General features: G+C 32.8%; 14 protein-coding genes and 1 pseudogene. 11 read left to right on the top strand and 4 right to left on the bottom strand.

Annotated elements, in window-relative coordinates; genetic code table 11:
• Nucleotides 1–22: 22 nt before the first annotated feature.
• Complete coding sequence (locus tag KDN24_RS13895; protein ID WP_491348049.1) at nt 23–613, bottom strand: VanZ family protein; 591 nt, start codon at nt 611–613, stop codon at nt 23–25.
• A 113-nt stretch (nt 614–726) separates the two neighbouring features.
• Between KDN24_RS13895 and KDN24_RS13890 the strand changes: the two genes are divergently transcribed.
• The 6 genes from KDN24_RS13890 (at nt 727) to KDN24_RS13865 (ending at nt 6,116) form a co-directional block, all read left to right on the top strand.
• On the top strand, nt 727–1,956 hold the full coding sequence (locus KDN24_RS13890; protein WP_409973674.1) for a phosphoenolpyruvate hydrolase family protein: 1,230 nt from the start codon (nt 727–729) through the stop codon (nt 1,954–1,956).
• 127 nt (nt 1,957–2,083) lie between these two features.
• Nucleotides 2,084–3,307, top strand: coding sequence for a Tm-1-like ATP-binding domain-containing protein (locus KDN24_RS13885; protein WP_409973675.1), 1,224 nt, complete (start codon nt 2,084–2,086; stop codon nt 3,305–3,307).
• A gap of 1 nt (nt 3,308) precedes the next feature.
• Entirely contained in the window at nt 3,309–4,139 is an 831-nt protein-coding gene (locus tag KDN24_RS13880; RefSeq protein WP_409973676.1) for a phosphoenolpyruvate hydrolase family protein, read from the top strand.
• 210 nt (nt 4,140–4,349) lie between these two features.
• The gene (locus KDN24_RS13875) at nt 4,350–4,592 is read left to right on the top strand and encodes a transcriptional regulator SplA domain-containing protein (RefSeq protein ID WP_409973677.1); all 243 of its coding nucleotides are present in this window, start codon (nt 4,350–4,352) and stop codon (nt 4,590–4,592) included.
• A 15-nt stretch (nt 4,593–4,607) separates the two neighbouring features.
• Complete coding sequence (gene splB, locus KDN24_RS13870; RefSeq protein WP_409973678.1) at nt 4,608–5,636, top strand: spore photoproduct lyase; 1,029 nt, start codon at nt 4,608–4,610, stop codon at nt 5,634–5,636.
• 57 nt (nt 5,637–5,693) lie between these two features.
• On the top strand, nt 5,694–6,116 hold the full coding sequence (locus tag KDN24_RS13865) for a pyridoxamine 5'-phosphate oxidase family protein (RefSeq protein WP_409973679.1): 423 nt from the start codon (nt 5,694–5,696) through the stop codon (nt 6,114–6,116).
• A gap of 88 nt (nt 6,117–6,204) precedes the next feature.
• On the opposite strand, the gene KDN24_RS13860 is transcribed toward KDN24_RS13865, so the two are convergent.
• Complete coding sequence (locus KDN24_RS13860; RefSeq protein WP_409973680.1) at nt 6,205–6,633, bottom strand: YugN family protein; 429 nt, start codon at nt 6,631–6,633, stop codon at nt 6,205–6,207.
• Between the two features lie 210 nt (nt 6,634–6,843).
• On the opposite strand from KDN24_RS13860, the gene KDN24_RS13855 reads away from it, so the two are divergent.
• From KDN24_RS13855 to KDN24_RS13840, 4 genes are all read left to right on the top strand, one after another.
• Nucleotides 6,844–7,047, top strand: a complete 204-nt coding sequence (locus KDN24_RS13855; RefSeq protein ID WP_409973681.1) for a hypothetical protein — start codon at nt 6,844–6,846, stop codon at nt 7,045–7,047.
• A gap of 484 nt (nt 7,048–7,531) precedes the next feature.
• Nucleotides 7,532–8,035, top strand: a complete 504-nt coding sequence (locus tag KDN24_RS13850; protein WP_409973682.1) for a hypothetical protein — start codon at nt 7,532–7,534, stop codon at nt 8,033–8,035.
• Nucleotides 8,036–8,173: 138 nt separating this feature from the next.
• Nucleotides 8,174–9,454 carry a S1 family peptidase gene (locus KDN24_RS13845; protein WP_409973683.1) on the top strand — a complete coding sequence of 427 codons (1,281 nt, stop codon included), beginning with the start codon at nt 8,174–8,176 and terminating at the stop codon, nt 9,452–9,454.
• Nucleotides 9,455–9,722: 268 nt separating this feature from the next.
• Nucleotides 9,723–10,397: a DUF421 domain-containing protein gene (locus tag KDN24_RS13840; RefSeq protein WP_409973898.1), complete on the top strand. Its 675-nt coding sequence runs from the start codon at nt 9,723–9,725 to the stop codon at nt 10,395–10,397.
• Between the two features lie 209 nt (nt 10,398–10,606).
• On the opposite strand, the gene KDN24_RS13835 is transcribed toward KDN24_RS13840, so the two are convergent.
• Both KDN24_RS13835 and KDN24_RS13830 read right to left on the bottom strand, forming a co-directional pair.
• Entirely contained in the window at nt 10,607–10,738 is a 132-nt protein-coding gene (locus KDN24_RS13835; protein WP_409973684.1) for a hypothetical protein, read from the bottom strand.
• Nucleotides 10,739–11,853: 1,115 nt separating this feature from the next.
• A complete protein-coding gene (locus KDN24_RS13830) occupies nt 11,854–12,156 on the bottom strand; it encodes a hypothetical protein (RefSeq protein WP_491348048.1) in 303 nt (100 codons plus the stop codon).
• 704 nt (nt 12,157–12,860) lie between these two features.
• On the opposite strand from KDN24_RS13830, the pseudogene KDN24_RS13825 reads away from it, so the two are divergent.
• A pseudogene (locus KDN24_RS13825) lies at nt 12,861–14,972 on the top strand (thioredoxin domain-containing protein).
• The last annotated feature ends 179 nt before the right edge of the window (nt 14,973–15,151 follow it).

Raw genomic sequence — 15,151 nt, 5'->3', positions numbered from 1 at the left:
ACTTATGAGGGCATCCTCTTATTTATTTTGCTTTCGACACTTTTATTACTCGATCAAAAATAGGATAAAGGAAATAGCCTAGCAAAAATCCAAAGCAGTTCAAAATAAGATCATCAATATCCAAGCTGCCTCGATGTGTAATAAATTGTGCAATTTCAATTGTAGAAATGCATAATACAGGAAATATTAAAAGCTTTACAAATGAGAATTTTCTAGTCATGAAAAAAATGCCATACGGAATAAATAAGACGATGTTCGCAGCAAGATTATAAAATGAAATGAGCCAATCTACTTTCCCTGAAAGAAATAAACGAATTGTTAGAAAGGGAATAAGATTTATTGATTCATATGTTTGATTTGTAGGTCGAAAAAATAATAGAACAAAGAGAAAAATAGAGTAAATGATATATAGGATTAGAAAGAATGAATATGGAAGTTCGATTGTTTCTTTTCGAATGAAAAGGATAATAAAAAAAACAAGTATAAAAATACATAAAAATACGACAACTAACGCAATAGGATGAAGATAAGAAGTTAATTTATAAAAAATCGGAAATGACAACAAACATAAGAATAAAGCGATTATCATAGACCATAGCAATGTTTTTTTCAATCTATACACCTCAAAATAAATAGACGACTATAAAGGGAATTTGTTTCAATAGTAGTATATAATAGGTTCAATCATTTTGTAGAAATTGTTATTGCCATGAGGAGCAAGGAGATATGTGGAAAAAAAATGAAATTAGAACGTTTTTATTGAATCAATTAAAAGTACATAAACATTTAATTGGTGTAGCTGCTGGATCTGGGATGACGGGAAAATATGCTGAACAAGGTGGAGCGGATTTTATATTAGCTTTAAGCTCAGGTCGATATCGGCAAATGGGTGTCAGTTCATTAGCGGGGTTCCTAGCATTCGGGAATAGCAATAAATTAGTTCTCGAATTTGCTTCTAAAGAGCTTGTACCAGCTATTCATAAGATTCCTGTTTTTTTCGGTATTTGTGCAACAGATCCTACGATACATTTAGCACAATTTATTGATCTAATTAAAGCTAAAGGCTTTGCTGGAATTAATAATTTTCCAAGTGTTGGATTAATAGATGGTCGCTTTCGTGAGGCGCTTGAAGAGCAAGGACTAACATTTGAAAAAGAGGTAGAAGCGATACGTATCGCTAATGAAAAAGGTCTATTCACGGTTGCGTTTGTATTTAATGTTAGTCAAGCATTAGAAATGATTGAAGCTGGAGCTGATGTTATTTGTGTTCATTTAGGTTTGACAGAGGGGGGTAAATTAGGTGCAAAAAAAATCCAATCCTTGCAGTCAGCCAAAAAAAAGGCGATCAATATTTTCAAACAATGCAATCAAATAAATCCAAACATCATAAAAATGATTTATGGTGGCCCTGTCAATAAACCGAAAGATGTGCAATTTATGTATGATGATACAGAAATTATGGGATATATAGGTGGTTCAGTATTTGAGAGAATCCCTACAGAACAAACGATATTAGAAGTGACGAAATCATTTAAAAAAACAAATGATTTTCATTATGATGAATTAATCGAGAAAATTATTGATGGGATTGGAAGTCAAGCTGATTATATCGAGTTTGTAAAAAAGTATGTTTGGATGCATTACATGAATGAGATTTCTCTAAATGAAATAGCTGAGATCCTACGGCTTTCACGTTCCTATTTAAGTACATTATTTAAAAAAGAAGTTGGGCTTTCATTTACCCAATATCTCATAGATTTCAGGCTTAATCGTGCTATTGAAATCATCCAAAAAGAAAGTTTGCCCCTTACAATTGTTGCTGAAATGGTTGGATACCCAAACTATTCACAGTTTAGTAAGATGTTTAAGAAGCATAAAGGGCTTTCACCTACCTATTATTGCAGATTAGCGGGCAGTAAGACCCCACTTCAAGAAGTGGATAGAAACAAAAAATAACAAAAAGACAAATTGAAAGAACATAAACACATTAACATTTAATAAAGAAAGCGATATCATTTAATTAGAAAAGAAATGATATCGCTTTCTTTTGTTATTAGGTAAATGATAAAAAGGAGGAAATGTTGTGAAAACAATCGCATTAGCTGGTACTTTTGATACGAAAGGTAAGGAATTCTTATTTGTTAAGGAGCTAATTGAATCTTTAGGTGTAAACACGTATACGATTCATACTGGTGTGTTTGAGCCATTGTTTGAACCTGATATTTCCAATGCTGAAATTGTCGCAGCGGCTGGTGCAAATATTCAAGAAATTGCTGCAAAAAAAGATCGAGCAAACGCGACAGCCATTCTATCAAAAGGGATGGAAATATTATTGCCTAAATTATTTGATGAAGGAAAGTTTGATGGGATCCTATCATTCGGTGGAACTGGTGGCTCATCAATTGTAACGTCTGGAATGAGATCTCTGCCGATTGGAGTGCCAAAAATCATGGTTTCAACTGTGGCTTCAGGCAATACAGAGCCATATATCGGGACAAGCGATATTATTATGATGCCGTCTGTAGTCGATGTTGCAGGGTTGAATGTCATATCAACGAAAATTTTTACAAATGCGGTCAATGCCATCGTAGGAATGGTTAAATTTGAGCATAAGGCAAATATAGAGAAAAAGCCGTTAATCGCTGCGACTATGTTTGGTTTGACAACACCATGCATTAATTATGCGAAGGATTATTTAGAGGAACGAGGATTTGAAGTGTTAATTTTCCATGCGACTGGTGTAGGTGGAAAAACAATGGAGAGCCTTATTTCAAATGGTTTTTTTGATGGGGTGCTTGATATAACAACGACGGAATGGGCAGATGAATTGATGGGCGGGGTGTTAAATGCTGGTCCAAATCGCTTAGAAGCCGCTGCAAAAAATAAAGTGCCTCAGGTTGTTTCAGTCGGTGCTTTAGATATGGTTAACTTTGGTCCATTTGACTCCGTTCCACAACGATATGAAGGCCGTAATTTCTATAAACATAATCCAACTGTCACATTAATGCGGACAACAATGGAAGAGAATGAACAATTAGGCAAAGTCATTGCTGAAAAATTAAATATGGCTAAAGGAAATACAGCCTTGTTTTTACCACTAAAAGGCTTATCTGGCATTGATGTTGAAGGGCAACCATTTTATGGTCCAGAAGAGGACAAAAAGTTATTTAACACATTGAAGGAAAATGTTGATAAGGCAAAGGTAGAGGTTATAGAAATGAATACAGATATTAACAATAAAGCATTTGCAGAAGCAGCAGCAGAAAAGTTAGTGCAATTTATTAACAATAAGAAAGGAGAAAATTAACATGTTAACTTTATCTAGACAGGAAATTTTAAATCGTTTTAAAGAAGAAATTGCGAAAGGCAATATTTTATTAGGAGTAGGTGCGGGAACGGGTATAACCGCGAAAAGCAGTGAGGCTGGCGGAGCAGATATGCTTATTGTTTATAATTCCGGCCGATATCGAATGGCAGGCCGTGGTTCATTGGCGGGCTTGCTGTCCTATGGGGACGCAAACGAAATTGTTGTCGAAATGGGAAGTGAAGTATTGCCCGTTGTGAAAGACACGCCAGTATTAGCAGGGGTAAATGGTACTGATCCGTTCAGAGTAATGGAAGTATTTTTAAAGCAATTAAAGGCTCAAGGCTTTAGTGGAGTGCAAAATTTTCCTACTGTCGGTTTAATTGATGGAGTGTTTCGACAAAACTTAGAAGAAACAGGAATGGGCTATGATTTAGAAGTGGACATGATAAGAAAAGCACATGAATTAGATATGCTTACAACTCCATATGTCTTTGATGAAGAACAAGCAAAGAAAATGGCTGAAGCAGGAGCAGATATATTAGTTGCCCATATGGGTTTAACAACAAAAGGGACAATTGGTGCACAAACTGCCCTAACATTAGACGACTGTGTTCATAAAATTCAAGGAATTATTAAAGCAGGGAAATCGGTAAATCCAGATATTCTAGTCATTTGCCATGGCGGTCCTATCGCCGAACCAGCAGATGCTGCATATGTCATTGAAAAAGTAGATGGCATTGTCGGCTTCTTCGGTGCATCGAGTATTGAAAGATTTGCTGCTGAAAAAGGAATTAAAGAACAATCAGCGGCTTTCAAAAAGATAGGGAAATAATAAGGAAGGGCGTCTGTTCATGAGAATTCAAAGGACAGACGCCCTTACTCGTGCATAGCTATAAAGCTTACAATTTTATCTGCAATTCGTGTATATCTGTCTCAAACTTCGCCAGTTCCTTCACCAATCTTAGTTTCCAAAAACAAGTAGTCATATTTTTATCGTTTATAGGAAAAATGATAATAATTCCTATAGGATGGTGATGATTTCGTGTGGAACGATTTAAATAGCCCGTACAAAGCAGGAGATATTGTTTATGTGTTTTATAGAAACCCACACACGCAAGATGTTGCAAATATTCAAGCAGCAGCAGTTGTGAATAACCCTGATAATCATAATGAATTAGCAATCTTTTTATATGAAACATACTACCCATTAACAAATGATATGGCCATTTACTTAACAGAGGAAGAGGCAAATAGTGCATATGAACAATATTTTGGCTTTATATAAAAAGGGGCTCATGCAATGAATAAACCGTTTACCCCTCAGCTCGTTTACTTCGAACCAAAATCATTAGACTACCCGTTAGGAAAAAAACTAATGGAAAAATTTGAGAAGATGGATGTTGAAATCAGATATACGACTTCACATAATCAAGTAAGAAATTTACCAGGTGACAATGATTTCCAAAGATACAGGATTGCTAAATCAACGCTTGTTGTCGGGATAAGAAAAACGTTAAAATTCGATACGTCAAAGCCCTCTGCTGAATATGCAATTCCATTTGCAACAGGTTGTATGGGACATTGTCATTATTGTTATTTGCAAACGACGATGGGAAACAAACCATACATTCGTACTTATGTCAATGTGGATGAAATTCTCCATGCCGCTGATGAATATATGGAAGAACGCGCACCAGAAATAACAAGATTTGAGGCTTCCTGTACTTCAGATATTGTTGGGATCGATCATTTGACACATACATTAAAAAAAGCAATTGAACATTTTGGCAAGTCTGAATTAGGGAAGTTACGCTTTGTTACGAAATTTCACCATGTTGATCATTTACTTGATGCAAAACATAACGGGAAAACGAGATTTCGATTTAGTGTGAATGCTGATTATGTCATAAAAAATTTCGAGCCAGGCACTTCGCCATTAACAAAAAGAATAGAAGCGGCTGGAAAAGTAGCTAGAGCTGGCTATCCTCTTGGTTTTATTGTTGCGCCAATCTACCTTCATGAAGGGTGGAAGGAAGGCTATCTTCATCTATTTGAAAGACTCAATGATGAGCTGCCAACAGAGGCAAGAAAAGATATTACCTTTGAATTTATTCAGCACCGTTTTACAAAGCCAGCAAAGCGGATAATTGAAAAAAACTATCCGATGACAAAATTAGAATTAGATGAAACAGCTAGAAGATATAAATGGGGTAAATACGGAATAGGAAAGTATATTTATCAAAAAGAGGAAGAAGAAGAAATGAAGAAACATCTATACACATATATGGAAAAGTTTTTTCCCGATGCAAAATTAGAATATTTCACTTAACTTTTCATTAGTAATCCAAAAATTAAAAAATGTTTATGAGAAAAGGAATGAACAATGATGAGCGAAAACGAGTTAAAGAAACAAGTGGATGAAATTCTCTCCAAACATAAAACAGGTGTTCTTTCATCTGTAGAGAATAATAAGCCTCATTCACGTTATATGACATTTTATCATAACGATTTTACCTTATTTACACCAACAAAAGCAGATACGGAGAAGATCAGTGAGATAGAGAACAATCCAAATGTTTCTGTTTTAATTGGCTATGAAGAAAAAGGATTAAATGATGCATATGTACAAATAACAGGAACTTCTACAATTAATCACTCACAACAGTTAAGAGATAAATATTGGGATGAATCTTTCAACAAATGGTTTGAGGGCCCAGAAGATCCAAACTTTGTATTTTTACAAATAGATCCTGAGACAATCCGGATTTTAAACAATGATGGTGAACCATCTCAGGAGCTGCAAATGTAATGTAAGGAGTATCCGAATAATTAGAATAGATGAGTAAGCTATATAAAAAACGCTTGAATAGCAATCCTTTCAAGCGTTTTAAGTTTAGTTATGAACTTAATAAACCATTCATTGAAGCTAATACTTGATCGATTGTTTCCTCGCCTACAGTCTGCCAACGGCTTTTATCTCTAATATAACCATCTTTATCGATAGGTTCTTGAAATTGTGTAAGTCCTGTTGTTGCTGTGGTTAATGAATGCTCATCATAGTCTAGCCCAATATTTACGACATGTTTAATAACATAAGGTGTTCCAAACTCAATATAAGCATTTGAATGATCTAACTCTCCGGCCAACACATTAAAAGGGATTCTTAAATAAATCGTTTCTCCATCTTCCCTCCATAAAATTCGATCAAATTTCCCTTGATCATATTCAAAATTACTACAGAAACTACATCCATAAGTATGAAACATTTTTCGAACTGTACCAAAATGGCCTTTCTTACCTTCAATCCGAGACTGTAGTTTAATCACTCTTACACATCCTTAATTCATTTTTTATTCCTATTATTTACATTAAATCGAGAAAAATACGAATAAGGATGTTAGATTGTATTCAATATATCTATAATTTTCAAATAGATTGTAAATGAAGTATTGAAAAATAAATGAATGACATTTATTGGACACTTGATGGGGATGATATAACTGCAAAAGAAAATTTTTGTTAAAGGAGTGTATCCAATGCAATCTTGGTTATCAGAAGACCGTTATTCACCAAAGTACAATTGGTTATATCAATCAAAAAGCCCTTATTTGAAGCAGCATGAAACGAATCCTGTAAATTTGCTTGAGGGAGGATTTTTAATGCGACGAAAGAAGGGAGGTCAAAGATTATCATGTGACATTATTTATAAACTTCCTATTAAGACTCATAATAAAAATTAACTTTTTTTTTCATACTTCTTGCTAAATCACGAAGCATTTCTAATTAGAAGATACATCTGTTATAGACATTTCCTGAATAATTTCAAAGGGGACTCCGTTATTATCCATATACTTCTTTTCAATAAAATGCGCATCAGTTTATCTTCGTCTTTAAGAGTGTAATCAAAGTCTACAATTTCCTCATTGCCTTCCTTTTCGTTATTTTATATTTCATTTTATCATCTCCAATACATGATATTTATAAGTTTGGTAACACTATTTCCTACAAGTTACACAAATAAAAATGCAATTATCGAATATGTAAAGAATAACTCAGACTTCATAAAGACTTTATAAAATATCCGTTTGATTGCACTCTAAAAAAATTATGTAATAGGATAATAGTCTGAAAATATTTGAGATTAAAGGATTTATTAAAAAACTGTTCGAATTTAACACTAAACCGAAACTTTACACATTGAATATATGTAAGGAGGAGGAATTTGTGAATAAATTAATGTTAATAGTTTTTTCATCATGGTTATTATTTGTTTCTGGCTGTGAAAGTAAGGAGGGGTTAGATATTAATTCTAGTTTAATTGCTTCAGAAAAAAGTCTCCCTATCTCGTTTGATCAAATATCAACAATTGATAAAAAGTCCAATAGTAAGTTTATAGTAATAAGAGTTAAGGATAATGAAGACTACCAAGAAATTTGGGATACATTTCAATTCGAACAAGATTTAAAAGAAGTTGATCTGGGAAAAAAGGACGTAATTTTTTTAGGTCTATATGAATCAAGTAGTTGTCCTTATTCAATTAAAGAAATAAATACTGTAGAAAAATCAAAAATGAAAATAATTTTTTCGGATATCGAAGGAAAATGTACTGCAGACGAAAGTCCTCGTAGCTTTGTAATGGTTATAGACAAAACGTCTTCTAATAATATACAAGAGGTATTACTTGTACAAGGTAAGCAAGAGATTGCGTTGCCTATAATAGAAAAATAATCAAATAGCAAAGGTAAGTTTGACATAAATATTAAATACATAATATTACATTTATGTTAAATAAATAGAATATAATGTAAAATTTTAGGTCATCATGTTATTGTTACCTTGTAAAATACTATATTAGGAGGTAACGATTTGAGGAAATTATGGGTTTTGTCACTCGTAAGTACTTTGATTTTAGGATTGAGTGGACTGAATGTTTTTGCTGATAGTGAGAATAATAGTAAAAACAACTCAAATGCTTTGATTCAAGAGAAAGACTCGGTATCTGCTGAAGTGGATGCTTCGGATTATGTTTTAGAGATAACTAGTGAAATTGAAAAAGTTTATGGGTCTCTGGAAAATTTCGAAAAGATAGGCGGTCTTTATTTTGACGAAGATGGATTTGTACATTTAGGATTCTCTAAATCTTCTGCAAAACTTACAACTGATACAAACTCAAAAGCTATTCAAAATATTACAGAGTTAGTAAATGATAGTGTTATTACAGACAATACTGTTGATTACTCAACATGGGAATTGGATAACATCAAAGAAAAAGTATTAAGTGATATTAAGAATTCTTATAAACCTGAAGAATATAATGAACTTTCTTTTACCCTTGCTGCATCTTTTCCTAACCAAAAAGTTATTTTAGAGCATAACAGCTTAGATAAAGAACTAGTAAATGAATTAAAAAGCACATATGGTAATGTCTTTGAAGAAAAACTTTCTAATACAACATCAGAAGTGGCAAAAGGTCGAGAAGAAGATTGGAATCAATTAGGTGCTGGATTAGGAATAAAAAATATTAATGGTGGCACTTGTTCAACTGCAGGTATTGCAAGTAAAAATGGTAACTACTTTATTCTGACTGCTGCTCACTGCTTTGCTGGTGTAACTTCTTCAACAGGTGGAGACTTAATTAGACAATATAATACTAACGTTGGACGCCAACATGCTATTGGTAGTGGAAGTTCATTAGATGTTGGACTAGTGAGAATTACTGGGTCTTATCTAACAGGTGGTAGATATGCTACTAATAAAATCAAGCGTTGGTCATCTACTGATGTATTCGATGGATCTTTTAAGAATTGGACAACAATGTACGATGGCATACAAATATGTAAAACTGGAAAGACCACTAACACAACTTGTGGTACAGTTATAAATGCAAATACAACTGTTAAATATACTGGCTATCCAACATTTAATGTTGCAGAGATTAAAGGGGCTGACTACATTAAAAAAGGTGATAGTGGTGGAGCTGCATTCTTCCAATCAGGTAGTGATCTATATCTAAGTGGTATTGTTTCTGGACTGAGAGAAACAAATGGTAGTATTGTTGGTGGCTATGTTACACAATATAGAGATGTTCAAGCTCTATACTCAATTACACTCTATACTTCGGATACAAATTATAAAGTTGTAAATTAGTAAAAATAGATTATTGCATTAGTAAGGGAGAGCTTGTTTATATTCACATTAGTACAAGCTCTTTAAACCTCTTAGCTTAAGAGGAACAGTTAGTTAATTATTAGATGAGTTCTTGGGGATGAACTGGAGAATAAGAAGTAGATAAAACATTTATTTAATTTGATTACAGAAGGAATATTATGGACTAACACCTTGTATATTAATTGTTCATTTTTAGAATAATAATACTGAAGCAGGAAAGATTCTGGAGGAAGCTACTTTGGATGGAATGAGCTTTGGTTTTATGATTACGAAATTGACGATTGGATTTTTTTGTTTGTATTTTGTTCTAATTGTGACTGGAAGAAAATCGTTTTCTCAATTAACACCAGTTCATTTTATTTTTATACTGCTACTTGATGATTTTTTAGGACATATCATATATGAAAATGACATAGGTATTGTTAAATTTTTGTATGGGATTGGCTTTTGGACTTTATTAATTTTGATTCTTGATTTTATTACGTTAAAAAGCAAAAAAATTAGAAAATTATTGCACGGAGAGCCTGTAATTATTATCAGAAACGGAATAATAAATCGAACCGTTGTTAAAAAATCAAAACTAGACTTGAATCAAATATTAAGTTTATTGAGACAAAAGAGTGTGTTTTCAGTAAGAGAAGTTGAATATGCGTTACTTGAGCCTAATGGACAAATTAGCATTGTGATGAAATCTAAATACAAGTCCCCAAACATTGAAGATTTAAATCTTCAAGAAAGAAAAGTGAATTTGCCATTAACACTAATTTTAGATGGAAACATACTATGGGATAATTTAAAAGAGTGTGGGAAGGATGAAAAATGGTTGATGGATGAATTATACACTAAAGGATTTGATAACCCTAAGAGTATCTTTTATGCTGAATGGAAAGAAAATGATGGATTACATATATCTCCTAAGTAAGCGAATATTACAATTTAATTTATTGAAGAGGTGATTTATTACCACTTCTTCTAATGTAAATAAGATGAATAATAAAAATAGATTGATAGATACATATGACAAAAAATGAATCTTTTATAAAGATAGGAGGATTTAAAATATCTTTGATGTGCAAAAAAATAACCACAAAATAGTGGTTAATAGTCTAAAATATTATATTTTTGTCTATTTTACCACTCACACATAGGTAGTCCACCAGGCACTTTAATACAAATAGGCTCTCTATCTGGAGGAGCTGCTGATACAGATGATACTGTGATTACTGAAAATACAAATAATAGCATTGCTATTTTCTTTTTCAATATTATCACCTCCCAGAAAAATTATATAATATAAACAAGTGAATTAACATAATATTTTGAAGAGATTCAAAAAACAGTTTTTATTACCTATAAATGTAAATACATTGCTTTTGTTTAAATAAATCTAGATGGTTTGAGCTTATATTATCTGAGAAGAAAGCAAAAGAAGAGCTTGAGCTAGGATAAATAAGATCAAATTAAAGATAATTCATTAGTAAGAAAAGAGAAATAAATTGATACTTATAACCTTTTTATTTACAATGTGGATCCTCAGACTCATAGATTTTGATGAAGTTGTAATACATGGAATCGATGAGATATTTAATAAACAAGTAACAACAAACACATATTGGCTTATATTCTTAACAGCAGGATTATTTGCTCAAGTGTTTAGTCAATTGTTCAATTAAAAATATATATTTTAAATGAAGAAGAAACACTTAAAACTGTTCACTGCCAGCGTTGCTATCATCACTATGATAATAAAATTGCGGATATTAAAAGTCGTGTCAGAAAGGATTCAAAAGGAATTAGTAATTATATGAATGTATCCATAGAGGAAATGGATTGGCTTGTTGAATAAGCTGAAAGGGTGCATGATTTAATCTCTATAGCATTATGGTCAATAAGGAGATTGTCTATTGAGTCCTTAAGAGCATATGCACTTACAGATCTAAAAAAAGTTGTAGGTAAAAATCATAAATTTAGTGATTTTATAGATAAATGTGTGGGTGAAGTGATTAGAGAATGACAACATATGTAGCTTATGAAACCCACTCCACAAAAGATGGTATTCGAAGCAATCCTTTACTTGTTAAATTTCTATATTTGACATTCATTTTAATCTTAGGCTCAAGATTTATAATGAATATTTTTTAGCCAGTCTTTTATACAAAAAGTTATCTCATGTTGCGATCTCTTAGATTTAAATCTCTCCAAACCTTCATTGTCAGACACGATAACACCCCCATCTAAAACAGTTCCATCAGGCATAGCATTTACATTTGAACTTATCTCTGTTTCATTCCTTGCTTCATTCCTCATAGATCTCATTCATTTTGTCATAAACTCATCCTTTTTATAAAGGTGGGATATGAAGACCCCACCTTTACCATTTAAAAAATATCTATATCACTATTTTGCTCTTGATCACTATCTTGATCTTGATCCGCTCTTACACGTGCATTGCTTTTACTGTTTAAACGTATATCCACTTTAGAGTTACCAGAATTTGAAATAGTAGATCGCGCTACATTTGTATTTTTATCTGTATTACGGATGTTCGCTTCGGCCTCAGAGTCAACATCTGTTATGTTTCGAATATCAGTTTCAAAATCAGTATCAAAATCAATATTTACATCTGTGTTTCTATTCCTATTTCTTTGATTTCTGCGTTTATTAAAGCTTGAACCACTCATCTATTTCCCTCCTTAACGTAACTTAATTTTAATCTATTCAGTTTCAAAGTCATAAGTATAGACATTACACCGAGTGCATTCGCCTTTTTAAAGACCGAATTTAAACTTATTAACGAAAAAGGAGTGCTAATTGCTGTAAAACATCTCTTTTATTTAGAGAGGGTTGCTGAGAAGGTTATTAGAATTAACCAATATGAAATCTTTAATCAAATTCAGTTGTTTTTAGAAAAAGAAATTAATTAGAAGTGGTAGTGAAAAAACTAAAGAGGCATATGAAAGTGATATTAAAGATTTTATTTACTTTCTAACAAAAGGAGATAAGGAATTAGAATTCTTGAGGATTGAAGATATACAATTAAATGAAGATGACATTGTGAACTTTCAACTTTATTATAAAATCACAGGGGACTATCAAAATATAAGTATTGTTCAGAGATTTTAAGATAGAAATTATAAAACTTCAAGGTGAAATAAAATCTTTTAACATACTAATTGAGAATTCAAATAATAAGGTTAAAGAAGATTCAGCAAAAAGATTCAGTTGAATTGGCTAATCTAGTTTCTAAAAACAATTGGGAATATAGAGGATGATAATCTAAACAAAGTAGTAAATGAACATTTGCAAGACATGATATATGACATATATTGGACAAGAAATGGAGACGATATCATCGTAGAAGTAAATTGTTAAAGGAGTGTATCCAATGCAATCTTGGTTATCAGAAGACCGTTATTCCCCAAAGTATAATTGGTTATACCAATCAAAAAGCCCTTATTTAAAACAGCATGAAACAAATCCTGTAAACTGGCTTGAATGGAGTCCAGAGGCATTTCAAAAAGCAAAACGTGAAGGTAAGCCAGTGTTTGTGTCCATTGGTTATTCCTAGCCTTCGGGCTAATAAAATGAAATGAGAAGATAGAAATTTACTTGCCATTGGTGTCATGTCATGGGACGTGAGTCGTTTGAGGATGAAGAAACAGCAAAGTTACTGAACGAAAGATTTATTTCCATTAAGGTTGATAGAGATGAACGGCCAGATATTGACTCTATTTATATGAATGTTTGTCAGATGATGATGGGGCATGGTGGATGGCCGTTAAATGTATTTTTAACATCTGAACAAAAGCCTTTTTATGCTGGAACATATTTTCCTAAGGAAAGTCTTTATGGGAGACCTAGTTTTAAAGAGGTGATTGTCCAGCTTTATAATCAATATATACAAAATCGTAAGGAAATTGATATTATCGCAGATGATGTTAAGAATGCATTAAATCAGTTAGTGAAACGAAGAGAAAATGAACTACCATCGACTAAAGTATTGAATATGACCTTCCATCAGCTTGCCAGTGGATTTAATTCTAGTTATGGAGGCTTTACAGATGCACCAAAATTCCCGTTGCCTCATCATTTAATGTTTTTAATGAGGTACTATAAATGGAGTGGGAATGAAGCAGCATTGAATATGGTTGAAAAAACGCTTGAGTGCATGGCAAACGGTGGAATTTATGACCAAGTTGGATTTGGATTTTCTCGTTATTCTACAGATAATAGTTGGCTCGTTCCTCACTTTGAAAAAATGCTCTATGACAACGCATTACTTCTATATGTGTATGCGGAAGCATACCAGCTGACGAAAAATGAGAAATTTAAAAGAATAGCGGAACAAATCATTTCATTCGTTGAGCGGGAAATGATGAATGATGATGGCGCGTTTTATTCAGCTATCGATGCAGACAGTGAGGGAGAAGAGGGAAAGTATTATGTATGGACGAGGAATGAAGTGATTCAACTATTAGGGGCAGATGATGGGGAGTTTTTTTGTAAAGTATTCGACATCTCTTCAGATGGCAACTTCGAAGGAAGGAACATTCTGAATTTAATTCATACGAACTTAGTTGAAGTCTTTCGTGAATTTAAACTGGGGATTGAAGAAGGAAAGGCGAAGCTGGAAATATGTAGACTAAAGTTATTTGAAGCAAGAGGTAATCGAGTTTACCCACATTTAGATGATAAAATACTAACTTCCTGGAACGCCTTAATGATTGCAGGGCTTGCTAAAGCTGGGCAAGCTTTCCAAAATTGTGATTTCATCAATAAAGCGGAAAAAGCGATTAAATTTATTGAAGATAAGCTTACAGTTGATAAGAAATTAATGGCAAGATATCGTGATGGCGAAGCGAAGTATCATGCTTATTTTGATGATTGGGCTTTTTTGCAATGGGCAAATCTTGAGTTGTATGAAGCAACTTTTTCCTTTTCTTACTTAGAAAGAGCTTCCACTATAGCACAGAAAATGATGAATTTATTTTGGGATGAGGAAGAAGGGGCTTTTTTCTTTACTAATAAAGAAGGTGAGACACTTCTTGTTAGGGAAAAACAAATATATGATGATGCGATTCCATCTGGGAATAGTGTTGCGGCTGTGCAGATGTTGAAACTTGGACATATAACAGGAGAGACAAAATGGTTGGACGTGTCGATTGCGATTTTGCAGCTATATAAAAGCGATATAGAAGCGTATGGAGCGGGATATACTTTTCTTTTACAAAGTTTGCTCATGAAGGAAATGGCACTGAAGGAATGCGTCTTTCTTGGCGAAAAAGTGAAACCGCTACTAAAAAAACTTCAAACTGAATTTGCTCCAAACATTGTAAAAATAGCTGCAATTGATTTTAAAGATGAGTGTAAAATAATGGATCGAGGCTATAAGAAATTAAATGATGAATTAACGATTTATATATGTGAAAATTTTACCTGTCAAAGGCCAGTAACGACAGAAGAAGAATTTCTAAGGTTTATTGAAGATTATCATTAAGTATATATGAAAAGTTCTTGCCAAAAGAGCAGGAACTTTTTTTGTTGAAATAAATAACATAATCAGACATATAGTTTATGGAAAAGTAAAATTTTCGAAAACTAATTGAAACAATTGTAATAATTCGATAACATTAGGAGAGAGGTAGTTTAATGGCGGAAAAATACTAGATTTGTAGA

The organism is Cytobacillus sp. Bva_UNVM-123 (assembly GCF_046351715.2).
Taxonomy (GTDB): Bacteria; Bacillota; Bacilli; order Bacillales; family Cytobacillaceae; genus Cytobacillus.
Note: the sequence above shows the minus strand (reverse complement) of the source record. Positions and strands in the feature narration are given on the sequence as shown.

What these genes read in the sequence shown, in the direction of transcription:
- KDN24_RS13890 (WP_409973674.1), top strand. Translation starts at nt 727, where the DNA reads ATGTGGAAAAAAAATGAAATTAGAACGTTTTTATTGAATCAATTAAAA.
- KDN24_RS13880 (WP_409973676.1), top strand. Translation starts at nt 3,309, where the DNA reads ATGTTAACTTTATCTAGACAGGAAATTTTAAATCGTTTTAAAGAAGAA.
- splB (WP_409973678.1), top strand. Translation starts at nt 4,608, where the DNA reads ATGAATAAACCGTTTACCCCTCAGCTCGTTTACTTCGAACCAAAATCA.
- KDN24_RS13865 (WP_409973679.1), top strand. Translation starts at nt 5,694, where the DNA reads ATGAGCGAAAACGAGTTAAAGAAACAAGTGGATGAAATTCTCTCCAAA.
- KDN24_RS13855 (WP_409973681.1), top strand. Translation starts at nt 6,844, where the DNA reads ATGCAATCTTGGTTATCAGAAGACCGTTATTCACCAAAGTACAATTGG.
- KDN24_RS13840 (WP_409973898.1), top strand. Translation starts at nt 9,723, where the DNA reads ATGAGCTTTGGTTTTATGATTACGAAATTGACGATTGGATTTTTTTGT.
- KDN24_RS13830 (WP_491348048.1), bottom strand. Translation starts at nt 12,156, where the DNA reads ATGAGTGGTTCAAGCTTTAATAAACGCAGAAATCAAAGAAATAGGAAT.